The organism is Pseudomonas sp. NPDC085632, from assembly GCF_044541255.1.
Taxonomy (GTDB): Bacteria; Pseudomonadota; Gammaproteobacteria; order Pseudomonadales; family Pseudomonadaceae; genus Aquipseudomonas.
On the sequence record NZ_JBITSX010000003.1, the window covers coordinates 43,803 to 67,076 of the forward strand.

Here is a 23,274-nt window from a genome sequence, read left to right on the forward strand (position 1 = left end):
ACGGAGAATTCCATGCTCAAACAAACCCTGGCACTGACCGCCGGCCTGGCCCTGTCCTTTTCTGCATTCATGGCCCAGGCCGCCGACGTTTTGCGCGTCAGCGCGATTCCTGATGAAGCGCCGACCGAACTGCTGCGCAAGTTCGAACCGCTGGGTGCTTATCTGGAACAGCAACTGGGCATGAAAGTGCAGTTCGTACCGGTCGCCGACTACCCGGCGGTGGTTGAAGCACTGGCCACCGATCGTCTCGACATGGCCTGGCTCGGCGGTTTCACTTTTGTGCAGGCGCGTTTGAAGACTGATGCAACGACGCCGGTGATTCCGTTGGTACAACGCGAGCAGGACGCGCAGTTCACCAGCAAATTCATCACCGCCGACCCGAATGTACATAGCCTCGCCGACCTGAAAGGCAAGACCTTCGCCTTCGGTTCTGTGTCGTCCACCTCCGGCAGCCTGATGCCGCGTTACTTCATGCTGAAAAACGACAACATCAAACCTGAAGCGTATTTCAGCCGTGTCGCCTACTCCGGCGCCCACGACGCCACCGTGGCCTGGGTGCAGGCCGGCAAGGTGGATGCCGGTGTACTGAATGCCAGCGTCTGGCAGAAACTGGTGGATGCCGGCAAGGTCGACACCAACAAGGTCAAGGTCTTCGCCACCACCCCGACCTACTTCGATTACAACTGGACCGTGCGCGGCACCCTCGACCCGGCGCTGGCAGCGAAGATCAAGAAAGCCTTCCTTGACCTGGACCCGGCCAACCCTGAACAGAAGAAGATCCTTGATCTGCAGGCCGCCAGTCGCTTCATCGACACCAAGCCTGAAAATTACAAGGGCATCGAGGAAGCCGCCCGCGCTGCCGAACTGCTGAAATGACCCTGAGCCTCAACCAGGGCAGCCTGCGCCACGCCAATGGAGTCGACGCCCTGCGCGCTATCGATTTGCAGATTGGCGTCGGCGAACAGGTCGCCATCATTGGCCCGTCCGGGGCCGGTAAATCGAGTTTGCTCAACCTGCTGGCCACCGCACTGCGGCCCAGCAGCGGTGAGATCGAAGTGCTGGGCGAACGCGCCTGGCACTTGTCGGCCCGCCAGCGTCAGCGTCTGCGCGCCCGCATTGGTCTGGTGCATCAGGCACCGCCATTGCCACCGCGTCAGCGCGTGGTCACGGCGGTGCTGGCCGGCAAGCTCGGCCAATGGAGTCTGGGTAAAAGTCTTCTGAACCTGTTGCATCCACTGGATGTGGCGGGTGCGCGCGCGGCATTGGCGCGGCTGGATCTGGGCGACAAGTTGTTCGCCCATTGCCAGCAGTTGTCTGGCGGCCAGTTGCAGCGTGTCGGCATCGCCCGCGTGTTGTATCAGGCGCCGGAGATTCTGCTGGCTGATGAACCGGTGTCGGCGATGGACCCGGTCATGGCCGGGCACACCTTGTCGATCCTCTCCCGGCATGCCCGCGAACACAACGTCACGCTGGTGGCGAGCCTGCATGCGGTGGATCTGGCGCTTTCGCACTTCCCACGGATCATCGGCCTGCGCGACGGGCAGATCCTGTTCGACAGTCCTTCCGGGCAAGTCAGCCATGAAATGCTCGACGCACTGTACGCCAACGAAAAACTGCAATCGCCGACCGCTGCGGTGGCGCCTCTGACTGTGCAGATCCCCCGATGCTGAAGGCTGATTCACGCGATCCGGCGGCGTGGCCACGACTGCTGCTGACGCTGTTGGCGATTGCCTTGCTGTGGCCGGGCGTTCAGCTCAGCGAACTGAGTCTGGGCGTGCTGCTGCCCGACAGCCAGAATGAAATGGGCCGCTTTGTTGCGCAATTCTGGCCACCGGCGCACGACGAAGCGTTTCTCCAGCTACTGCTCAAAGCCACCCTGCAAACCCTGGCCATTGCCACCGCCGGCATGGCCTTGGCGCTGTTGCTGGCGATACCGGCGGGCCTGATTGCCAGCCGCGCGCTGTCGCTGTCCGCCGCCTCGCGCGGTGGCGTACCCAGCCGCCTGGGACGTCTGCTGCGCTGGCCGGTGCGCGGCCTGCTGATCTTTTTGCGCAGCGTGCCGGAAATCGTCTGGGCGCTGTTGTTTGTGCGCGCCGTCGGATTGGGTCCGGCGGCAGGTGTGCTGGCCATCGCCATTACTTACAGCGGCATGCTTGGCAAGGTCTACGCGGAGATTTTCGAATCCACCGACCAACGCCCGGCACACGCACTGTTGCAGGCTGGCAGCGGCCGTCTTGCGGCGTTTGCTTACGGCACGTTGCCCAATGTCGCGGCGGAGCTGCTTTCCTACACGGTTTATCGCTGGGAATGCGCGATCCGTGCGTCGGTGGTGATGGGGTTTGTCGGCGCCGGAGGCTTGGGGCAGCAGATTGACCTGTCAATTCGCATGTTCGCCGGTGGTGAAGTCGCCAGTATTTTGCTGTGCTTTCTGATTCTGGTTTTGGGCGCCGATCAACTCAGCCGCTTGCTGCGCTGGAGGCTGACATGAATCGGCTGATCAACCTGTTGCTGATTGCCGGCATCGCGCTGGCGGTGATCGCTTCCTTCGTTTATCTGGGACTGGATCTTGGCGAACTCGGCAGCGCCACCAGCCTCAGGCAGATGAGCGCTTACGTGCAGCGCTTTCTCAGCCCGGACCTGAGCGCCGATTACCTCAAGGCAATCTTCCACGGCTCACTGGAAACCTTGGCCATGTCGGCCCTCGGCACTCTGCTCGCCGCCGTGTTCGGCATTGTCCTGGCACTGCCCGCCGCCGGGCGTTTCGGCTGGCCGCTGCAAAGCGCCTCGCGCCTGCTGCTCAACGCATTGCGGGCGATTCCGGAACTGGTCTGGGCCGCACTGATGGTACTTGCCGCCGGCCTCGGCCCGAACGCCGGCACCCTCGCCCTCGCCTTGCACACCACCGGCGTGCTCGGCCGCTTGTTCGCCGAGGCGCTGGAAAACACCCCGCCGCAACCTGCCGAAGCCATTCGTTTGCAGGGTGGCAATCCGATTCTGGCCTTCTGCTACGGGACGTTGCCGAACCTTGCGCCGCAGCTGCTTGCGTACATTCTGTATCGTTGGGAAAACAATATTCGCATGGCCAGCGTGCTGGGTTTTGTCGGCGCCGGCGGGCTTGGGCAGATGCTCTATGTGAGCCTCAGCCTGTTTCAGGAAGCCCAGGCGAGCACGGTGATTCTGGCGATGCTGGGGCTGGTGTTTGTGGTCGACTGGCTGAGTGCCTGGAGCCGGCAGCGCTGGGTGAAGGCCTAGTAGGCAGGCCGACGGCTGGATATCTGGCAGAAGCTGATTATGCTTCAGGAAAGCTTGCACAAATGCGCGATGGCGACATTGTGCAAGCTTCACGCGACAGCGCTTCCGGCATATGCCACAAGGCCAGAGTGAGACAAGCAGTAACGGGGGACTCCGGCCTACAACAATAAGCACGACGGAGAACACCCATGGCCACAATCGACACAGCATCCACCGGCAGTCCACCGCGCAGCGGCGGCATCACCAAGGAGGAGCGCAAGGTCATCTTCGCCTCGTCCCTCGGTACGGTTTTCGAGTGGTACGACTTTTACCTCTACGGCTCACTGGCGGCGATCATCGCCAAGCACTTCTTCGCCGGCGTCAACGAAACCACCGCATTCATTTTTGCTCTGCTGGCGTTTGCCGCGGGCTTTGCGGTGCGGCCGTTCGGGGCGATCGTGTTCGGCCGGCTCGGCGACATGATCGGGCGCAAGCACACCTTCCTCATCACCATTGTCATCATGGGCGTCTCGACGGCGATTGTCGGTCTGTTGCCCGGCTACGCGACCATCGGCGTCGCTGCACCGGTCATTCTGATTACCCTGCGTTTGCTCCAAGGTCTGGCGCTGGGTGGTGAGTACGGCGGCGCAGCGACTTATGTGGCCGAGCACGCACCCCGCAACAGACGCGGCTTCTTCACTTCATGGATTCAAACCACCGCGACCCTCGGCCTGTTTCTGTCGTTGCTGGTGATCCTCGCCTGCCGCACCGCGTTGGGCACTGAAGCCTTCGAAGCGTGGGGCTGGCGGATTCCGTTTCTGCTGTCGATCCTGCTGCTGATCGTCTCGGTGTACATCCGCCTGCAACTGAGCGAGTCACCGGTGTTCCAGAAAATGAAGGCCGAAGGCAAGGCATCTAAAGCGCCGCTCACCGAATCCTTTGCGCGCTGGGACAACCTCAAAGTGGTGATCATGTCGTTGCTCGGCGGCACAGCCGGACAAGCAGTGGTCTGGTACACCGGGCAGTTCTACGCATTGTTCTTCCTGCTGCAGACACTGAAGATCGACCCGCAAACCGCCAACCTGTTGATCGCCGGTTCGCTGCTGATCGGCACGCCGTTCTTCGTGATTTTCGGGAGTCTTTCTGACCGCATCGGGCGCAAGCCGATCATCATGGTCGGCTGCATGCTGGCAGCGCTGACCTACTTTCCGATCTTCCACGCGCTGACCCAGTACGGTAATCCCGACGTGTTCATCGCTCAGGAGAAGAATCCGGTCAAAGTGATCGCCAACCCCGATCAATGCTCATTCCAGTTCGATCCGGTGGGCAAGGCCAAATTCACCAGCTCCTGCGACCTGGCCAAGACCCTGCTGGCGAAACGGGCGATTCCTTATGAGAACGTGATCGCCGAACCTGGCACCGTCGCACAAGTGCGCATTGGCGACAAAGTCGTCGAGAGTTTCGAAGGCAGCGCGCTACCGGCCGCCGACTTCAAGACCCGCAACGATGCGTTCACCGCGACCCTCGGCACTGCGCTAAAAGAGGCCGGTTATCCGGAGAAAGCCGACCCGGCGAAAACCAACTACCCGATGGTGCTGCTCCTGCTCACCGTGCTGGTGATCTACGTGACCATGGTCTACGGCCCGATTGCAGCGTGGCTGGTCGAGCTGTTCCCGACCCGCATCCGCTACACCTCGATGTCGCTGCCGTATCACATCGGTAACGGCTGGTTTGGCGGCTTCCTGCCGACGGTGGCTTTTGCCATGGTTGCTGCGACCGGGGATATTTATTACGGGTTGTGGTATCCGATCGTGATCGCGGTGATGACGGCGATACTGGGCACGTTCTTCCTGCCGGAAACCAAGGATCGCGACATTCTCAAGGACTGAAAACCATCAGCGCGCCCTCTCCATCGCGGGAGGGCGCCATTGGGCGCAACCCGGCAAAAATATCGAACGCCTGCCGCACTGCTTGCCTCCAATGTTTACACCACTGGAGGTCACCCACATGAACAACGACGAGAAAACCCCGAACGCCCCGCCAACCGACACGTCCGGCAAACCGGTAAATGTGGTCGAGCGCGATCTTGAAGATCGGGACAATGACAGCGAAGCCGTGGATGAAGTCATCACGCCCTCGTCCACAAGAGTGAAGGAGCAGGACGCCGAGACGCTGCAACGCAAAATCGATGAGATCGAACGCAAAGTGGCCGATGGCAACTAGTCAGCCGCGGGAGCGGATGAAATACATCCGCTCCCGCAACCACGCGATCTCAGGCCGGCTCGTAGGCCGATTCGAGCAAATGACCACCCACGAACTGACCGTTCTGCACCTGTAGCAGCACCTGACGATCGGATTGATCGAACAGCGAGCGGTGCAGTTGCCTGGCGTTGACCGGGCCATTTTTCAGATCATTGTCCAGCGCCGCCAGTTGCGATTTGAACCGTTGCAAATTGTCGGCACTGCCGCTGAAAAACAGCGTGTTGCTCAACTCCATCTGGGCGCTGTAAATCTGCTGGTTGGCCGCCGCCGTCACGGTCAGGCGCTGCAGGTTATCCAGGACTTTCGCCGCTTCGGTACGATAACGCGCCAATGGCTTTTCCATGTGCAGCAAGGCGTAGGCGACCACGCGCAGCTGAGTGACCTGCAGATAGCTTTGAACCCAAATGTCCATGCGCGACAGGCTTTCGAGCAAAGCCACCCGGGATGAATCGGCGTTGAACAGCTTGCCGGTTTCGATGGCCCGCGCCTTGTCCACTTCTTTATTCATCTCCCGCTCGAAATACGCCTCCAGGGCCACCAGTTCAACCTGGCGGTGTTCCAGTTGCATCAGCGCAGACGCGTCGATGCCTTCCTGCGGATAGTGATCGAGCAGGCTCTGCACATAACCCACCAGCCCGGTCAAATCATCGCGGCGCAGGTTGATCAGGTCCTCTTGCACTTCATCCAGTTGCCGCTTGATGGCGGACAGTTTTTCATTGATGTCGTGCAGATGTTTCTGGCCCACCGCCGACGACACGGCATTCCACAGCGCACCACTGAGCATGATGTTTTGCAGGTTGTCGGGGCTGAACAAGTGCGCGTGTTCCTTGATGCGCTTGCTTTCAGTGACGAAGGCACGCACCGCACCTTCCTGATCCTTGGCTTTGGTCAACATCTCAAATGGCAGGCTGCACACCACATAGTTGCCGTTTTGCAACTCGGCCAGCGCGGCCAGACCCGGGACGTTGGACAGCAATGGGTTGAGCGCACTGAGTTGCCCGGACGGGATGGCACTGCCCGTGATGACCGGTGCACGGTCGAACACACTGATCTTCATCAACGTACCACCGGCCTCATCGGCCAGCACCATGTCCTGCAGCGCCGTGCCCTGCCCGGCCAGTGCCGCAGGACTGGCCAGTTTTGGCGCAACGGGCGCTTGTGCATCCATGTCCTGGCGCAAACGTATCCAGCCCATTTGCGCCACGAATGGCACGGTGATCCGGTAAGCCTCTGACGCGGCGCTTTGCGCCCCTATGCCCGCCGTCACCAACAAGCCCAGCGGATTCAAACGCAGGCCGGTCGAAACAGCAGTAAACAACGCTGCACTGCTGGTGGCCGACAAGCCCATGATCGTACCGCTCGCACCGAGTCCCAAGGCCGATGGCAGCGAGAACGTGCCAGACAAGACTTTGATGTGCGTACTGCGTTCGTGCCGTTGTGGAGCAGGCATTTCTCGCCATTCGGCACCAAACAAGGCCAGTGCAACCTCCCGTTCCTTTTGCGCCAATGGCTTGTCAGCAGGGTTCTTTCCGTTCAGCTTCTTGTAAACGTCATCAACGATTTCACTGTAGGACACCGCAGTACGGCCCAGCGCGCGACGCGCGAGGTTCATGGCCGAATTGCCGCCAAATTGCTGCAGCTCATGGCCCAGCAATGCAAGCAATGATGCGGAGTATCGGTCTGCACGGGGATCGTGTTTGGCCAGAATCAACTGTTTCTTGCACTCGGCATCCAGGCCCGCCCGCCCTCGCCCAAAATCGCTGATCACGTCCACCAACACATCGATTTCATCGGCGCTGGCGGCCTGCATCTGCGCCAGCAACATCTCATCGCACACCCATTGTTCCTTCAACATCACCTCTCCTGCACTAAACAATTGGCTCGAATACCGGTAGATCGTCGCTCGGAGCGAGCGCGCCATCAAAAAGATATCACAGTGGATAGTGCAGAAAGGGTCTGACAGACCAAAGTCTTAACGTGCAGCCCTGCAGCTGTACAACTTGCCGCGTGGCGGTTTATGCGCAGAGTTGCGGATCAACGAGAAGCCAGCGTGACGTGTTACGCCTCATGTCAAATACGTCTGTTTTGACGAAATTTTCATGTTTGCCCGCATAAGATCCGCCCCCTCGTTGGGGAGTAGCCTGTTTCCGAGCCTTTCGGAAGCGTTCGTATCAACATTCTCGGCAACATGCCGTGGTGCGAACACCTTTTGGTTGGTGAGACCGACGACACATCCATGCCTAAAGTCGGGCGTGTGGTTGTGTCGTTGACTCATAGCCCGACTGGAAGTGTGCCCCCGTGAATCCTGTTTCCCTCATATTCCTCGCTTTGGCCATGTCCACGGATGCGTTCGCCGCCGCCATCGGCAAAGGCTCCAGCCTGCACAAACCGCGCCTCACCGAAGCCCTGCGCACCGGTCTGATCTTCGGCGTGATCGAAGCCATCACCCCCATCATCGGCTGGCTGATCGGCCAGGCGGCGACTCGCTGGGTAGCCGAATGGGACCACTGGATCGCTTTCACCCTGCTAGTGATTCTCGGCCTGCACATGATCTATAACGGGCTTAAACACGAAGAAGAGGAAGAAGAAAAGCCGGGGTCGCACTCCTTTCTGATTCTCGCGGTCACCGCGTTTGCCACCAGCATTGATGCGCTCGCGGTCGGCGTCGGTCTGGCGTTTGTCGACGTGAATATTTGGGTCGCGGCCGCGGCGATCGGTCTGGCGACCATGACCATGGTGACCCTTGGTGTGATGCTTGGCCGAGTGCTCGGTGCGGTGGTCGGCAAGCGTGCGGAAATCGTCGGTGGCGTGGTGTTGATGATTGTTGGTGCGACGATTCTGTATGAGCACTTGTCCGTCTGATTCAAGCGGAGGTCAGCGTCGCCAGCGCCAAGGCATTGCCCAGCGCGGCGCCGCTGGCGGTGTTGTCGAAAACGCACCAGGTCGCGGCACCTGTCGCGGCCGCTGATTGCAGGGCTTGTGCGAGGTTTTGCAGATAAGTGGAATCGTAGGCGCTGTGGTAAATGCGCGGTGAGCCGTGCAGGCGCCAGTACTTCGTTTCTGTCCAGCCACGGGGCGATACATCATTGCTGATGCGCGAAGGATCGACCGCCGTTTGGGCGATCTGATGGGCCATTAACATTGGTTCAGCGCTGACCCACGATTCATGCCGTGGCTCAAGCACCACGGGGCCAGAGAAGCGCTGACGCAATATCACGAAGAAGGCTTCGGCGATGGCTTCGTCGAACGCCAGTGATGGCGGCAATTGCACAAGCAAGCAACCGAGGCGCTCGCCCAACCCGCCGCACTCAGCCAGAAACTTGTCCAGCGCCGCCTCGCACCCCGCCAGGCGTAATTCATGGGTGATGTGTTTGGGGACTTTCACCGAAAATCGGAAGTCCTCCGGTACGCCATCAGCCCAGCGCTCATAGGTTTGCCGACGATGCGGGCGGTAGAACGAGCTGTTGATTTCCACACCATTGAGGCGCGCGGCATAGCGCTGCAAGTGCGAGCCTTCCACCGGAAATGCCGGCCAATGCTCGCGCCCCAGACTCCAGCCTGCACAGCCGATGAAAATCAAAAGCATGCCTCCTCACCTGTAGGCGCAGATCGTTCGGTGATCGTTCCCACGTTCCGCGTGGGAATGCAGCCCGTGACGCTCCGCGTCACTGGACGCAGAGCGTCCCTAGAGGCATTCCCACGCAAAGCGTGGGAACGATCAAACCTGTGTGCTAATCGGTTATTTCTTGCCGGGCAGCACCGCGCCGAGCACCTGCTTGGCGGTTTGCACGATCACCCCGGCTTCATCCGGATCGCCCTTGAGCAGCGTCGTGGCGAACTTCTTCGCCTGTTCAAGTTTGATGTGCGGTGGCAGCGGCGGCACATTCGGATCAGTCTTGAACTCGATCAACACCGGCACCTCCGAGGCCAGTGCCTGCTCCCAGGCAGCGGCGACGTCTTCTTCGCGATCAACGAAAATGCCTTTCAGGCCAATGGAAATGGCGAACAGGTGATAAGGCACGTCCGGGATACTTTGCGAAGCTTCGAACTTCGGATCACCCTCCATCACCCGCTGCTCCCACGTGACCTGATTAAGGTCCTCGTTGTTGAACACCGCGCAAATCCATTTCGGACTCTCCCACTGTCGCCAGTATTTGGCGACGGTAATCAGCTCGGCCATATTGTTCATCTGCATCGCACCGTCGCCTACCAGTGCAATGACCGCACGCGCGGGGTAGGCGAATTTGGCGGCGATGGCGTAAGGCACAGCGGCGCCCATCGAGGCCAGGCCTCCAGATAACGAACATTGCATGCCACGGCGAATCTTCAGATCACGGGCAAACCAGTTGGCGCACGAGCCGGAGTCGCTGGTGATGATTGCCTGATCGGGCAGGCGCGGCGACAGTTCGTACACCACCCTTTGCGGGTTGACCGGGTCAGCCTTGGCCATGGCGCGTTTTTCCAGGGTTTTCTCCCAACTGCCGCGCCAGCCTTCGACTTTCTTGCGCCACTTGCCAGAGGTTTTCTGTTCAAGCAGCGGCAACAACGCCGCGAGTGTTTCCGCCGAGTCGCCAACCAGATTGACCTCCATCGGGTAGCGCAGGCTGAGCATGTCGGGCTGCAAGTCGATTTGTACGCCCCGCGCCTGGCCTTCCTTGGGCAGAAATTCCGCGTAGGGAAACCCCGAACCGATCATCAGCAAAGTGTCGCATTCGCTCATGAGTTTGTAGCTCGGCTCGGTGCCGAGCAGGCCGATGCTGCCGGTGACCCAAGGCAGATCATCCGGCAACACGGCTTTGCCCAACAGCGCTTTGGCGACACCGGCGCCGAGTTTTTCCGCCACGGCAATGACTTGATCCGTCGCCTGCAAAGCCCCCGCGCCAACCAGAATCGCGACCTTTTCTCCCGCGTTCAAAACATCGGCGGCACGCTGCAGATCCACGTCATAAGGCAACACTTTGGGTTTCGTGTAACCCACCCCGGAATGCGCGGTGCCATGGGCGCGCGCCGGCGCTTCGTATTTCAGGTCTTGCAAATCATTGGGCAGAATCAGCGCGGTTACCCGGCGTTCGCCCACGGCCGTGCGCACTGCCCGATCGAGCAGATGCCGCACCTGTGAAGGCGCCGACGCCTGCTGCACAAATGCCCCGGCGACATCCTTGAACATCGACACCAGATCCAGCTCTTGCTGATAGTGACTGCCCAACGCCGTGCGTGCCTGCTGACCGACAATGGCCAGCACCGGCATGTGGTCCATGCGTGCATCGTAGAGGCCGGTGATCAAGTGCGAGGCACCTGGGCCCGAGGTGGCGATGCACACCCCCAACTCGCCGGTGAACTTGGCGTGCGCCGAGGCCATGAACGCGGCCATTTCTTCATGCCGCGCCTGAACGAATTCGATTTTGCCCTTGGCCCGGCTGAGCGCGCCGAACACGCCGTTGATGCCGTCACCCGGGTACCCAAAAATCCGCGTAACGCCCCATTGGCTGAGCCGCTCAACCAGAAAGTCTCCCACTGTCATCGTCATCTCGATCCTCGTCTTTCTCCGCTGCATGGAACTGTCCCGGCAGCACATCCGCCGGGAGGTGTAAGGGTCTGGACACTCGGGGCGTTGGCGAAGTTTCGATGGATTTCTGCGCGCCGATCCTTGTTTGCGAACAAAACCGCCAGAGCGGCACAATGCGCACATCGATAATGACAAGGACAATAGACATGGATTTCCCAGCAGCATGGCGCAGCCAATTTGCCGGTGCGGCCGTTGAACAGCAGACCCTTGGCGAATCGCGCGCTGATGTATGGCGGATTACGCCTGCCGGGGCTGCACCGCAGTTCGTCAAAACCGAACAGGTGATGACCTGGGGCGAGTTGCCCGGTGAAGTGCAGCGGTTACGCTGGATGGCGACTCAGGATTTACCGGCACCGCGTGTGCTCGACACCACCACGCAAGCGCAACACAATTGGCTATTGATGACCGCCGTGGCCGGTCGCGATCTGGCCAGCAGCGAGCACCTCTCGCCACAGCAGATCGTCACGCTCGCCGCAGAGGCATTGCGCGCACTGCACGCGGTCGCGATCGACAGTTGCCCGTTCGATCATCGCCTGGAGCAGAAGATCACACTGGCCCGCGAACACCTGCTCGCCGGGCTGATCGACGAAGAAGACTTCGACGACTCGCGCCTCGGGCAATCCGCCGAGGAAGTGTTCGAGCAGTTGCTCGCCACACGCCCGGCGCACGAGGACCTGGTGCTGACTCATGGCGATGCATGCCTGCCCAACCTGCTCGCTGCCAATGGCCGTTTCAGCGGGTTTGTCGACTGCGGACGACTGGGCGTTGCCGATCGTTATCAGGATTTGGCCCTGGCTGCGCACAGCATCACGGACAACCTAGGCGCCCAGTGGCTGCCCTTGTTTTTCGAGGTATATGGCGTCGAACCGGATCAGCAGCGGATCGCCTTTTATCAATTGCTCGATGAATTTTTCTGAGGCGAGTGCGCGCTATGGCTGTCCACCCTTTAGCCGTTGAATAAGCGGCGCGGCCATTCGCGAGCAGGCTCGCTCCCACAGGAGATCGCGGTCTAAATGTGGGCGCGAGCCTGCTCGCGAAGGCGCCAGAACAGTCATTACGCCAGATCAGGAGAACAGCATGCCCGCCCCCGTACAAGCCCTGCTGCTGAAACGCAACGACTGGGTCCCGAACAACCCGCGTCTGCCGGTGTTGATCTATCCGCAAGCGATTGAACTCAAGGGCAGCGACGACCCCGCAGCCCTGTTCGAGCAAACCTTCAGCGCCAACGGCTGGCCGCCCCAATGGCGCTACGGGGTTTATGACTTCCATCACTACCACACCGAAGGTCATGAAGTGCTGGGCGTTGCGGCTGGCCATGCGCAATTGATGCTGGGCGGACCCGACGGGCATGTGGTGCCGGTCAGCGCTGGCGATGTGTTGCTGCTGCCCGCCGGCACCGGCCATTGCAATCTGAGTTGCAGTGACGACTTCCTCGTGGTCGGTGCCTATCCACCAGGCCAGCATGCCGATATCTGTCGCGAAGCCCCTGATCGCGAGCAACTGGACAGCATCGCGAAATTGACCTTCCCGCAGACCGATCCCGTGCAGGGAGCGCAAGGTGCTGTCGGGCAATATTGGCGCGAATAATCTTCAGCGATGCGGATGCACCGTCCACGCCACCAATTTGATTACGATCGGCCGCACGATGAGGATGCACAGGAACGCCGCAGGCATCGCCAGCTTGTAGGCGTGCAACGCATTACTCAGGTAGTCGTTATCAATGCCGGAGTTGGCGGCAGTGATCACCAGCGACATCAGAAACGCCATGATCGTCGCCATGTACAGCGCAAACACATACGGCGTGGCGCGTGGCGACAGCTTGCGACGGCTGATGACCAAGGCTTCAGAGCTTGTCGGTTGATTCATAAGGCGTTTCCATCCATTGACAGGGAGACCGCACGTTAGCAAAGCCCTTCTGCTGCAACTAGACGGTTAATCGCAGGTACTTTATAAAGCAGAACTTACGAATCTACCCTCAGCGGGACATGGATGAATCTGTTAGCGGCGATTGCCAGCTTTATCAAAGTGGTCGAAGCCGGCTCGATTGTCGGCGCCGCCAAGACCTTGGGCGTGAGCGCGGCGGCGGTGAGCCAGACGATCAATCGACTGGAGGCGCATCTTGGTGTGCGCCTGTTGCAGCGCACCACACGCAGCATGGCGCTTACCGAAAACGGCGCGGTGTACTACGAGAAAGTCCGCCGTATTGCGGCGGACCTGGAAGCCGCGCAAAGCTCGATCAGCAGCGATGAAACCGAGTTGCAGGGCCGTCTGGGTATTGCTTCGACGTCTGCATTCGGCCGTCATGTGCTGGCCTCGCTGATCGCCGGATTCGCTGCTCGGCATCCGCGTTTGCTCATCGAACTCTCGACCACCAACGGCAAGATCAACCACATCCAGGACAGCATTGATCTGAGCCTGCGGATCAAACCGCAACTGGAGGACGGCATCGTGGCGCGCAAGATCGTTTCGCTGCCCTTCATCATGTGCGCCGCGCCGGCCTATCTACAGCGCGCCGGGTGGCCGCAATCGCCAGATGATTTGCACAAACATGCCTGCCTGGCCTTTCGTTACCCGTTGGACGGGCGTTTTCTGCGCTGGAGTTTTATCCGCGACGGCCAGCGTTTCGACGCCAACATCAATGCCACCGCCATCAGTGATGACATCGATGCGCTGGCGCAGATGGCGGTCCATGGCGCCGGCGTCACCCGGCTGGCGGAGTTTGTCGCGGCGCCTTATCTGACGAGCGGGCAATTGGTGCCGTTGTTTGAAAACGGCGACGCCAGCCACTGCGTTGTCGAACCGATGGACATCTACGCCTGCGTGCAAGAACGCGCGGCGATGACGCCGAAGGTCAAAGCCTTTCTGGATTATCTGAGCGCACATCTGGCCACGCGCTGGCCGATGGAAAATGTTTAAGATTGATGGCTCAAAGAGGCTCGCTGAAGCGCGCGAAATCGGGCAAAGTTCGCCTCGCCCATTCGGCCCATCACGGAAGATAACAATAATGAAAAAAACGCTCGGCGCCCTGTTTCTGATTTGCCTGACCAGCCATGCCATGGCTGACGCTCAACCGGTTGGCTTCCAGTACGCCACGCTGGCGGATCCGCACAACGAGCGCCCGGTGGAAATGGTCGTCTGGTACCCAGGTTCGCCCACTTCTGCGACGCCACAATTGTTCGGTGACAACCCGGTCTTCGTCGGTGCCCCTGCCGTGCTCGACGCTCCGGCAGCCAGTGGCGAACATCCATTGGTGGTGCTGTCCCACGGCAACGGCGGAAGCTGGATCAACCAGACGTGGCTGGCCAGTGCGCTGGCCCATCAAGGTTACATCGTCGCGGCAGTCAACCACCCTGGCACCACCAGCCGTGATCGCAGCCCGCAAGCAGCGGCGCAGTTGTGGCAGCGCCCCGTCGATCTCAGCCGCGCCATCGATGCCGTGACCGCTCAGCCAGAAAAATTCGGCGCGGTGGCGAAGGATAGAATTGCTGTTGTGGGCCATTCTCTCGGCGGCTGGACAGTGCTCGAAACCGGCGGCGCACGCTTCGACCCCGAGCGTTTTGCCAACGACTGCAAGGTCCACACGCAACTGGCCAGCTGCACCGCCTACCAACAAATGAACACGGCGAGCACCGCGCAAGCGAAAGCTCAATTGGCCGCCGACTGGCGTGACAAACGCGTCGCTGCCGTGGTGTCACTGGATTTGGGTCTATCGCGCGGCATGACCGATGCAAGCCTGGCAGCCTACCCCGTGCCGATTATGGTGATCGCGGCCGGCGTACCGTCGAAAGAACTGCCCGCCCAACTGGAATCCATCAACCTCGCCAAACGCCTGCCAAAAACCTCATCGCGCTTCGTCGAGATCAGCGACGCCAGTCATTTCACCTTTATGGCGATCTGCAAACCTGGCGCCGTGGCAATACTCGACAAAGACGTACCGGGCGACAGCATCATCTGCACCGATGGCGAGGGTGGCCGTCCACGCGCGGTGATTCAGCAGCAAGTGATTTCCCTGATTACCGGGTTTCTGGCGCAGTCACCCGACAGCCTGAAACACACCATCACTTATAAGGACTCCCAATAATAATGCTCACGCCCTCCCCTCAGACTTTCCGGGGCAGTTGCCTGTGCGGTACGGTGAAATACCAGATCCGCTCACGGCCCAAAGCGCTTTCGCACTGCCACTGCAGCCAGTGCCGCAAAAGCCATGGCGCGGCATTTGCCAGCTATGGCAGCGTGCAGCGCCGGAACCTGGAATTGTTGGAGGGTGCTGACCAGCTGAAGTCGTATCAATCTTCTGAGTCTGTACAACGCCAGTTCTGCACGCACTGTGGCTCGTCGCTGTTCTGGGCAAGCAATCAAGGAGAATTCAGCGACTGGATCTCGGTCGCGCTGGGCACGCTGGACACGACGTTCACCACCGAAAAACAGCAGCATGTGGAAGTCACGTCGAAGGCGCCGTGGTTCGAAATCAAGGATCAATGGCCGCAGCGCTGAGGCTGCTCGTGTGCCAACCGCTACTGAATGTGCTCGCACGCGACCTCAATCCTTCTGCTTAACTGGTCGTTGCAGTTCTTCTGTTCAGGAGGCCAGCAATGCAAGCGGTAAAACTCACGGTCATGCTCCTGGCCGCCAGCCTGCTCGGCTGTGCGGGTTCTTCGAACCCCGGCACTCATGTGCCGTTGACCGCTACCCGACAAAACAGCGGGCAAATCGGCAGCGTCACGCTCGCCGACTGGGGCAAGGATACCGGATTCAGTTTCTTCATCAGCGGCGCACCCAGCGGGGCCTCGCTGCCGTTGCGCCTGTACGCATTCGTCTATAAAGGTAGCTGCGCGCAGCCCGGGCCGGTGGCGTATGCGATGAACGACAAGGTCACCACCGAGCGCCAACCGGTGCGCGGCTGGGCTTTCTCGCGCAGCGCTCCGGTCCGCCTGTCGACGTTGCTGACGGGCGAGTACGCGATCGTGGTGCGTACCGCTGCAACCGATGGCAACGTGGATATTTTTTGCGGCGATATCCGGCAGGCAGACAAGGTCAATGACACAGCGGGTCAGTCGCTGACCCAACCACCGTCGAGCTGACGGCTGCACACACCCATCGCATCGGTCAGCCACGTCCTGAAGGCCGTGCTGTTGGCGCAGTTTTCGAACGGCCGTGGCGATAGCAGGCAGTAAGTCGATCCGTCCTGCGTAAAACCGAACGGTGCGATCAATTGCCCGGACTCCAGCTCACTTTGCACCATCAGAAAAGACGCCAGGCCGATGCCTTGGCCGGCCAATGCCGCCTGGATGCACAGGTAAAAATGTTCGTAGTCGACGCGACTGACGTCCGCCACGCCTTGGCCGGCAAGCCGCAGCCAGTTGTCCCACGCCAGCGGACGCGTTTTGCTGCGCAATAGGCATGCCCCGTGCAAATCAGCGGACTCGGGCTTTTTCGAGGGCAGGCAAACCGGGCCAATCCACTCCTGGCAAATCATCACGGCATGAACCGATTCGTCCCAGTGAAAATCGTCTCGGCGGATCGCCAGGTCAGCACCTGAGCGGGCGAAGTTGATCGGCCCTCCGGCAGTCAGCAGTTGCACCTGAATGCGCGGGTGGGTGCGGTGAAAGTCGGGCAGACGCGGGATCAGCCATTTCATGGCAATGGTCGGCTCGCAGGACACCACCAGCACATCGTCATGACGCTCTTGCTGCAAACGATAAACCACCCCTTCCAGTTGCTCGAACATCGGTCGAGTGACCTCGAACAATAGGCGACCGGCCTGATTGAGAAAGATCGCCCGATTGCGTCGCTCGAACAACTCGACCCCGATCGCCTCCTCCAGCAAGCGCACCTGACGGCTCACTGCGCCATGAGTGACGTGCAACTGTTGCGCGGCTTTGACGAAACTTTGGCTCTGCGCGGCGGTGTTAAAAAAACGAAAGGCAGCCAATGGAGGCAAGTTCATATAGACGACGATTTCTCACAGATTTCAACGACTATAAATCGTTTTTTCCGCCAACGACAACTCATCATCATGCACGTATCCACTGCCTGCTTCGCAGCTCCTGCGTTTCAAGCAGTTCGACATCTGTGAACTTACGTAGCGCAAATACAAGTTGGAGAACGTTGATGAATGAGTTGTTTCTGATGATCGCCATCACGATGTTGGCAGTGATCAGCCCTGGCCCGGACTTTGCCATGGTCACCCGCAACAGTTATGCGTTCGGGCGGCGCAGTGGCTTGATGGCGGCGCTGGGCATCGCCTGTGGCGTACAGGTTCATGTGCTCTATACGGTGTTTGGGGTGGCCGTGATCATCACGCAGTCGCCCTTGTTGTTTATGGCAATGAAACTGCTGGGCGGCGGATACCTGATTTATCTGGGCATCAAGTCTTTTACCAATACCTCGGTGTTGACGTTTGCAGACGCTGGCGGCTCGGCACCCTCAGCCTGGGCGGTGTTCCGCAGCGGTTTTCTGACCAATGCACTGAATCCAAAAACCATGCTGTTTGTCGTCGCGGCATACAGCCAGTTTGTACAGACCGGTAGCTCGCTCGCCATTAACTTCGCGTACGGATTGTTTATGTCGCTGGCCCACTGGCTCTGGTTCAGTCTGGTCGCGTTGTTCTTCTCCACTGAGGGATTGCGCCGTCGCCTGCTGAAAAAACAGCGAGTCATTGACCGGATCATTGGCAGCGCCCTTATTGGCCTTGCAGCATGTTTGTTGATTCCGGGGATTGGCCAGTCTTGAATGCTGCGGGCTATCGGGAACATATGAAGCCATCGCGCTCTGGAATACACAGCGGCTTCTGTGGTGTCCTGTCTATTCTCAGCAGGTATTTTTTCCACTCGCCAACGATGAGGCCCCTTTCATGAGCAAAGCGCCGTACGTTCCACCCCAGGTCTGGAAAAACGAAGCCCCGTCCGGAGGACAGTTCGCCAGTATCAATCGACCGATTGCCGGCCCCACCCATGACAAGACCCTGCCCGTCGGCAAACATCCGTTGCAGCTGTATTCGCTGGCCACGCCCAACGGCGTCAAAGTGACGATTCTGCTGGAAGAGCTGTTAGCGCTGGGGCACAGCGCTGCCGAATACGATGCCTGGCTGATCCGCATTGGCGAGGGCGATCAGTTCTCCAGCGGTTTTGTCGAGATCAACCCGAACTCGAAAATCCCGGCGCTACTGGACCGTAGCGTTGAGCCGCCGATTCGTGTGTTCGAATCCGGTTCGATCCTGCTGTATCTGGCCGAGAAGTTCGGCGCCTTCCTGGCGAAAGACCCGGCCGGCCGCACCGAAACCTTGAACTGGCTGTTCTGGCAAATGGGCGCTGCGCCCTACCTGGGCGGTGGTTTCGGGCATTTCTATGCCTATGCGCCGGAAAAGATGGAGTACCCGATCAACCGCTTCACCATGGAAGCCAAGCGCCAACTGGATGTACTCGATCGACGCCTGGCCAAAAGCACCTATCTGGCCGGCGACAGCTACACCATCGCCGACATCGCGGTCTGGCCGTGGTACGGGCAACTGGTGCGCAACAACGTTTATTCAGCGGCCGAGTTTCTTGCGGCGCACGAATACACGCATGTGCAACGTTGGGCAGAGGACATTTCCAGGCGGCCGGCGGTCATTCGTGGGCAACGCGTCAATCGCACGTGGGGCGATGAGGCGACTCAAGTGCCCGAGCGGCACGACGCCAGCGATTTGAACTGACCGTCCTGCTCATCCTCCTCTCCTCCTTAAGCAGCGCCGATCGCGTGGATGTGTGATCGGCCCGCTGCGCCCTGATTCCGCCCTCGCACGCCCCTCGAAAAACGCTCGTATCGGCGCCAACCCGCGACGCAGAGCGCCCGCCAGAATATGAAAAATTCGTTAACCAACTGAGCCGTACGGCTTTCTTCATCCGGAATGATCTGACAGACTAATGCGAATAATTCCTACACGCACTCGCACTGGATTCGTTTTCGTATCATTTGGGGAAGCAGATTGATGTCGTTTCGCACCATTCACCGCCGCTCACACCGTTCTCCTAACCTGTTGGCGCTCGCCATCTGCATGGCCAGCATCGCGCCAGCACTGGCGGACGAGCCAACACCCGCCACGCCTGAAAAAACCGCGCCGGCCACACTGGAACTGGATGCGACGGAAATCGGCGCCACGCAGATGAGCAGCACCACCGAAGACACTCAGTCCTACACCACTGGCCCGATGCGGACGGCGACCAAGCTGTCGCTGACCATGCGCGAAACGCCTCAGGCGGTGACGGTCATCACCCGTCAGCGCATGGACGACCAGAACATGACCAGCATCAACGACGTGGTGAAAGGCACGCCGGGACTGTTCCTCAGTCAGGCCAGCGGCCCGGGTCGGCAGACGTACAGTTCGCGCGGTTTCGACATCGACACCATCATGTACGACGGCCTGCCCAGTTCCTATTCGCCGTTCTCGATGGCGGTGCAACCCAATCTGGCGATGTTCGACCGCGTCGAAATCGTCCGTGGTGCGACCGGCCTGGTCACCGGTGCCGGCAACCCTTCGGCGGCGATTAACCTGGTGCGCAAACGCCCGACCGCTGATCAACGCGTAACCCTCACCGGCGCCGCCGGCAGTTGGGATGACTATCGTGGCGAAATCGACGCCTCCAGCCCGCTGAATGAAAGCGGCACCTTGCGCGGTCGCGTGGTGAGTTCCTATCAGGGCGCCGACAGCTTCCGCGACAAGGAAGAAAACGACCATGGCCTGTTCTATGCCATCGGTGAAGCCGACCTGAGCGACAGCACCACCGCGACTCTCGGCTTCTCCCGGCAGAACGAACAGACCAACTATTTCTGGGGCGGCCTGCCGATCGGTACAAACGGCCACCACCTGGATCTGCCCCGCTCCACCTATCCCGGCACCGACTGGGAAAATCGCAAGCTGCAGATCGACACCCTGTTCGGTGAAGTCGAGCATCGCTTCGACAACGACTGGAAACTCCACGTCGCCGGCTCGTCCTCGACCCTCGACGGCGAGTTCTCCGGCACTTACCTGTCGCGCTACGCCGGCCCGCTGGAAACCACCGCCTATCAATCGCATCACACCGACAAGCAGCGCTCGCTCGACGTGTTCGCTAGCGGCCCGCTCGAAGCGTTTGGCCGCAGCCACGAACTGGTCGTTGGCGTCAGCGACAGGGTGTATGACGCGACCACCAAAGAATATGACCCGTACACCACCGCCTGGCCGATTGGCGCGCCCAAACCAGACTTCGTACGTGACGGCAAAACCCGCACCGTCACCACCCAGGACGCCGTATACCTGACCACCCGCCTGAGCCTGGCCGATCCGCTGACACTAATCCTCGGCGGCCGTCTCGACTGGTATGACTACGATGACCGCTCCGGCGATGGCGACTACAAAGTCACCCGTAACGTCACCCGCTATGCCGGCCTGATCTACAAGCTCGACGACCATCACTCGGTGTACGCCAGCTACACCGACATCTTCACCCCGCAAACCCAGAAGGATCTCGGTGGCAAGGTGCTGGAGCCGATCGTCGGCGAAAACTACGAGGTGGGCATCAAGGGTGAGTACTTCAACGGCGCCCTCAACGCCAGCCTGGCGGTGTTCCAGATGGACCAGACCGGTCGCGCCACTTTGGCCGACAATCAGTTCGGCTGCCCGGTGCTGACCTGCTACGGGTCATCGGGCAAAGTGCGCAGTCAAGGCGTGGACATGGAACTGCAAGGCGCTCTGACCGAGAACTGGCAGGTCGGCGCCGGCTACACCTACACCCGCGCGCACTACATCAAGGATGAGAACCCGGCCAACAATAATCAGCGTTTCGAGACCGACACGCCTGAGCATCTGTTCAAGGTCTCCACCGTGTACCGTTTCCAGGGTCCGCTGCAACACCTGCGCGTGGGTGGCAACGTCTATTGGCAGAGCCGCATGTACAACGATGTCGCTCTGGCCAATAACGGTAGCTATCGCCTCGAACAGGGTGGCTACGCGGTCACCGACCTGATGGCCGGGTACGAAGTCAACCAACACCTGGATCTGCAAGTCAACGCGAACAATATCTTTGACCGCGTCTACTACTCAGCCATTGGCTCCAACGTCACCTGGGGTGCCAACGACAACTACGGCAACCCGCGCAGCTACATGCTGACGGCCAAGTACAAGTTCTGAGTTGCTGACGTTCAACCACGCCACAAAAACAAGGGCGCCGGGAAAATCCACGGCGCCCTTGTGCTTTCTGGCAGCCGCGTTAGTCATCAGCAGCAATAACGGATAGTCTCTGAGCCAACTAACTACGAAGCATCGCGCCATGACCGACCCGGTATTTGCCCCCGACATCGAAGCCATCCGCAGCATTGAAGCGGTGCCGGTCATTCTCAGCATGGTCAAACACCTGACGGGCATGCGTTTCGCGGCGGTGGCGCGGGTCACGGACAGAAACTGGGTGGCCTGCGCGGTCGATGACTCCATCGACTTCGGCCTGAAACCGGGCGGAGAACTGGTGCTCGAATCGACCATTTGTCATGAAATCCGCCAGCATCAGCAACCGGTGATTTTCGGCCACGCCAGCGCGCACCCGATCTTTTCCCTGCACCACACGCCAAAAACCTACGGTCTGGAGAGTTACATCTCCATTCCCATCATCAAGGCCAACGGTGACTTTTTCGGCACGCTGTGCGCGATTGACTCCGTCCCGGCGAACCTCGACGAGCCGGCCATCGCCAAGACGCTGACCCTCTTCGCCCAACTGATCGCGATGAGCCTCGACACGCAGGCCCATCTTGAGGCGACCCGGGTCGAACTGAGCAACGCCAATGAACTCGGCCGTCTGCGCGAGCAGTTCATCGCCGTGCTCGGCCATGACCTGCGCACACCACTGAGCGCCATTCGCATGAGCGCCGACCTGCTGGAAAGCAAAACCGAAGAAAAACGTTCGCTGAATCTGATTTCTGCCATCCGCAACAGCTCGGTGCGCATGGGCGTATTGATCGAAAACATCCTCGACTTCGCGCGTGGACGCCTCGGCGGCGGGATTCCGGTGCAGCGCAAACTGGTCGATGACTTACAGCAGACCCTGCAATTGACGCTCGCTGAGGTCAAAGCCTCGCACCCGCAAGCGATTTTCATCGATGAGCTGGACGTGCCGGCAGGCGTCTATTGCGATGCGTTGCGCATCAGTCAGTTGCTCTCGAACCTGCTCGGCAACGCCGTGACTCATGGTTCAAACGCCACGCCGATCGTCCTCAAGACCTATTCGGAAAACGGCGAAATCGTGATCTCGCTGACCAACCAGGGCACGCCGATTCCCGCGCAGTTGATGCCACTGCTGTTCGAACCGTTTTCCCGCTCCGAAGCCGGGCAACGCTGTGAGGGTTTGGGCTTGGGCCTCTACATCGCCTCGCAGATTGCCACGGCACACAACGGCAGTTTGACCGTCAGCTCAAGCCTCGACGCCGGCACCTGCTTCGTGGCCAGATTCCCGGCGCAGTTCAAGTGGGTCTGAGCACCCTTCACGCTTACGCCGTCTGGCGGCGCATGGTCAAAATCGCAGCACCAAAGCCAATGAACGTCGTGCCCACCACTCGGCTGACCCAACGCGACAGCGCCGGCCGGGTCAGCACGCCTTTGGCCCGCGAGGCCAGCGCGGCATAGACACTCAGCGACGACACCGACAGCGCCATGAAAATCGCCGTCAACATCAAAAACTGTGGCAGCAACGCCGCGCCCTGATCGATGAACTGCGGGAACAGCGCCGTGAAAAACATCGTCGCCTTGGGATTAGTCACCGCCGTCAAAAACGCTGACTTGTACAACTTCCCACGCGTCGGCCGCACCTTGCCCGCCTCACCCTCGATCCCCTGCGCCAGCATGGGCCCCTTCTTGAACAGTTGCTTCACGCCAAGATAAAACAGATAACCGGCACCGATCACCTTCACCGCGTTAAACAACATCTCGGAACTGGCCAACAACGCCCCCAACCCCAACATCGCCGCAGCCGACAGACAGAACAAACCGCTGGCATTGCCCAGCGACGACCAAATCGTACTGCGCTGGCCATGAGCGAGACTGTTATTGATCGCCATCAACGTCGCAGGCCCAGGACTCGCGATAGCAATCGCCGCAACCACAGTGAAGGTCAATATCGAGTGAGAATCCATTTTCGCTGCTCGCAAGATTGAAGATGCCGCATCTTACAACAACCGGCTGCATAGCCCAGATCAAAAGCCCCTCACCCTAG

23 protein-coding genes and 1 riboswitch are annotated in these 23,274 nt (G+C 60.0%); of the genes, 17 read left to right on the plus strand and 6 right to left on the minus strand.

The genetic code is table 11. The annotated features are described in order from the left end of the window. The first annotated feature begins 12 nt into the window (after positions 1-12). The 6 genes from ACIF4X_RS03700 to ACIF4X_RS03725 all read left to right on the plus strand — a co-directional run bounded on the left by ACIF4X_RS03700 (position 13) and on the right by ACIF4X_RS03725 (position 5,454). Positions 13-876 (plus strand): putative selenate ABC transporter substrate-binding protein, encoded by an 864-nt coding sequence (locus ACIF4X_RS03700; protein ID WP_397480969.1) that lies wholly within the window; start codon positions 13-15, stop codon positions 874-876. After that, positions 873-1,670, plus strand: coding sequence for a phosphonate ABC transporter ATP-binding protein (locus ACIF4X_RS03705; RefSeq protein WP_397480970.1), 798 nt, complete (start codon positions 873-875; stop codon positions 1,668-1,670). The genes ACIF4X_RS03700 and ACIF4X_RS03705 overlap by 4 nt, the downstream gene beginning before the upstream one ends. Further along, positions 1,664-2,488, plus strand: coding sequence for a PhnE/PtxC family ABC transporter permease (locus ACIF4X_RS03710; RefSeq protein ID WP_397480971.1), 825 nt, complete (start codon positions 1,664-1,666; stop codon positions 2,486-2,488). Before ACIF4X_RS03705 ends, ACIF4X_RS03710 begins: the two co-directional genes overlap by 7 nt. Further along, positions 2,485-3,252, plus strand: coding sequence for a phosphonate ABC transporter, permease protein PhnE (gene phnE, locus ACIF4X_RS03715; RefSeq protein ID WP_397480972.1), 768 nt, complete (start codon positions 2,485-2,487; stop codon positions 3,250-3,252). Before ACIF4X_RS03710 ends, phnE begins: the two co-directional genes overlap by 4 nt. Positions 3,253-3,440: 188 nt before the next feature. Then, complete coding sequence (locus ACIF4X_RS03720; protein WP_116255585.1) at positions 3,441-5,120, plus strand: MFS transporter; 1,680 nt, start codon at positions 3,441-3,443, stop codon at positions 5,118-5,120. A 118-nt stretch (positions 5,121-5,238) separates the two neighbouring features. After that, the gene (locus ACIF4X_RS03725; protein WP_397480973.1) at positions 5,239-5,454 is read left to right on the plus strand and encodes a hypothetical protein; all 216 of its coding nucleotides are present in this window, start codon (positions 5,239-5,241) and stop codon (positions 5,452-5,454) included. Positions 5,455-5,503: 49 nt separating this feature from the next. On the opposite strand, the gene ACIF4X_RS03730 is transcribed toward ACIF4X_RS03725, so the two are convergent. Continuing rightward, positions 5,504-7,348: a hypothetical protein gene (locus ACIF4X_RS03730; RefSeq protein WP_397480974.1), complete on the minus strand. Its 1,845-nt coding sequence runs from the start codon at positions 7,346-7,348 to the stop codon at positions 5,504-5,506. Positions 7,349-7,612: 264 nt separating this feature from the next. Continuing rightward, positions 7,613-7,785, plus strand: a riboswitch (yybP-ykoY riboswitch). Positions 7,786-7,791: 6 nt separating this feature from the next. On the opposite strand from ACIF4X_RS03730, the gene mntP reads away from it, so the two are divergent. Then, the gene (gene mntP / locus ACIF4X_RS03735; RefSeq protein ID WP_180698735.1) at positions 7,792-8,355 is read left to right on the plus strand and encodes a manganese efflux pump MntP; all 564 of its coding nucleotides are present in this window, start codon (positions 7,792-7,794) and stop codon (positions 8,353-8,355) included. A gap of 1 nt (position 8,356) precedes the next feature. Here the strand turns inward: mntP and ACIF4X_RS03740 are convergent, their stop codons facing one another. Together ACIF4X_RS03740 and ACIF4X_RS03745 are read right to left on the minus strand one after the other, a co-directional pair. Further along, positions 8,357-9,079 (minus strand): DUF72 domain-containing protein, encoded by a 723-nt coding sequence (locus tag ACIF4X_RS03740; protein ID WP_397480975.1) that lies wholly within the window; start codon positions 9,077-9,079, stop codon positions 8,357-8,359. Between the two features lie 153 nt (positions 9,080-9,232). Next, positions 9,233-11,020: a thiamine pyrophosphate-requiring protein gene (locus ACIF4X_RS03745; protein WP_397480976.1), complete on the minus strand. Its 1,788-nt coding sequence runs from the start codon at positions 11,018-11,020 to the stop codon at positions 9,233-9,235. Positions 11,021-11,205: 185 nt separating this feature from the next. Between ACIF4X_RS03745 and ACIF4X_RS03750 the strand changes: the two genes are divergently transcribed. Both ACIF4X_RS03750 and ACIF4X_RS03755 read left to right on the plus strand, forming a co-directional pair. Further along, a complete protein-coding gene (locus ACIF4X_RS03750; RefSeq protein WP_397480977.1) occupies positions 11,206-11,976 on the plus strand; it encodes an APH(3')-II family aminoglycoside O-phosphotransferase in 771 nt (256 codons plus the stop codon). Positions 11,977-12,136: 160 nt separating this feature from the next. Beyond that, positions 12,137-12,646 (plus strand): cupin, encoded by a 510-nt coding sequence (locus ACIF4X_RS03755; RefSeq protein ID WP_397480978.1) that lies wholly within the window; start codon positions 12,137-12,139, stop codon positions 12,644-12,646. Positions 12,647-12,649: 3 nt separating this feature from the next. Here ACIF4X_RS03755 and ACIF4X_RS03760 read toward each other — a convergent pair whose 3' ends face one another. Next, positions 12,650-12,925 (minus strand): DUF2798 domain-containing protein, encoded by a 276-nt coding sequence (locus tag ACIF4X_RS03760; RefSeq protein ID WP_397480979.1) that lies wholly within the window; start codon positions 12,923-12,925, stop codon positions 12,650-12,652. A gap of 123 nt (positions 12,926-13,048) precedes the next feature. Here ACIF4X_RS03760 and ACIF4X_RS03765 point away from each other — a divergent pair, with 123 nt between their 5' ends. From ACIF4X_RS03765 to ACIF4X_RS03780, 4 genes are all read left to right on the plus strand, one after another. Then, the gene (locus tag ACIF4X_RS03765) at positions 13,049-13,975 is read left to right on the plus strand and encodes a LysR substrate-binding domain-containing protein (protein WP_397480980.1); all 927 of its coding nucleotides are present in this window, start codon (positions 13,049-13,051) and stop codon (positions 13,973-13,975) included. 88 nt (positions 13,976-14,063) lie between these two features. Next, the gene (locus ACIF4X_RS03770) at positions 14,064-15,140 is read left to right on the plus strand and encodes an alpha/beta hydrolase family protein (RefSeq protein WP_397480981.1); all 1,077 of its coding nucleotides are present in this window, start codon (positions 14,064-14,066) and stop codon (positions 15,138-15,140) included. Between the two features lie 2 nt (positions 15,141-15,142). Beyond that, positions 15,143-15,553 carry a GFA family protein gene (locus tag ACIF4X_RS03775; protein ID WP_397480982.1) on the plus strand — a complete coding sequence of 137 codons (411 nt, stop codon included), beginning with the start codon at positions 15,143-15,145 and terminating at the stop codon, positions 15,551-15,553. A 98-nt stretch (positions 15,554-15,651) separates the two neighbouring features. Beyond that, positions 15,652-16,140: a hypothetical protein gene (locus tag ACIF4X_RS03780; RefSeq protein WP_397480983.1), complete on the plus strand. Its 489-nt coding sequence runs from the start codon at positions 15,652-15,654 to the stop codon at positions 16,138-16,140. Here the strand turns inward: ACIF4X_RS03780 and ACIF4X_RS03785 are convergent. Next, on the minus strand, positions 16,110-17,006 hold the full coding sequence (locus ACIF4X_RS03785; protein ID WP_397480984.1) for a LysR substrate-binding domain-containing protein: 897 nt from the start codon (positions 17,004-17,006) through the stop codon (positions 16,110-16,112). The two genes, ACIF4X_RS03780 and ACIF4X_RS03785, sit on opposite strands and share 31 nt — an antisense overlap. Positions 17,007-17,170: 164 nt before the next feature. On the opposite strand from ACIF4X_RS03785, the gene ACIF4X_RS03790 reads away from it, so the two are divergent. The 4 genes from ACIF4X_RS03790 (at position 17,171) to ACIF4X_RS03805 (ending at position 22,539) form a co-directional block, all read left to right on the plus strand. Continuing rightward, positions 17,171-17,791, plus strand: a complete 621-nt coding sequence (locus ACIF4X_RS03790) for a LysE family translocator (RefSeq protein WP_397480985.1) — start codon at positions 17,171-17,173, stop codon at positions 17,789-17,791. A gap of 121 nt (positions 17,792-17,912) precedes the next feature. Further along, complete coding sequence (gene yghU, locus ACIF4X_RS03795; protein ID WP_397480986.1) at positions 17,913-18,752, plus strand: glutathione-dependent disulfide-bond oxidoreductase; 840 nt, start codon at positions 17,913-17,915, stop codon at positions 18,750-18,752. A 276-nt stretch (positions 18,753-19,028) separates the two neighbouring features. Beyond that, positions 19,029-21,206 (plus strand): TonB-dependent siderophore receptor, encoded by a 2,178-nt coding sequence (locus ACIF4X_RS03800; RefSeq protein ID WP_397480987.1) that lies wholly within the window; start codon positions 19,029-19,031, stop codon positions 21,204-21,206. Between the two features lie 139 nt (positions 21,207-21,345). Continuing rightward, a complete protein-coding gene (locus ACIF4X_RS03805; protein WP_397480988.1) occupies positions 21,346-22,539 on the plus strand; it encodes an ATP-binding protein in 1,194 nt (397 codons plus the stop codon). A 13-nt stretch (positions 22,540-22,552) separates the two neighbouring features. On the opposite strand, the gene ACIF4X_RS03810 is transcribed toward ACIF4X_RS03805, so the two are convergent. Further along, complete coding sequence (locus tag ACIF4X_RS03810) at positions 22,553-23,194, minus strand: LysE family translocator (protein WP_397480989.1); 642 nt, start codon at positions 23,192-23,194, stop codon at positions 22,553-22,555. Positions 23,195-23,274: the final 80 nt, after the last annotated feature.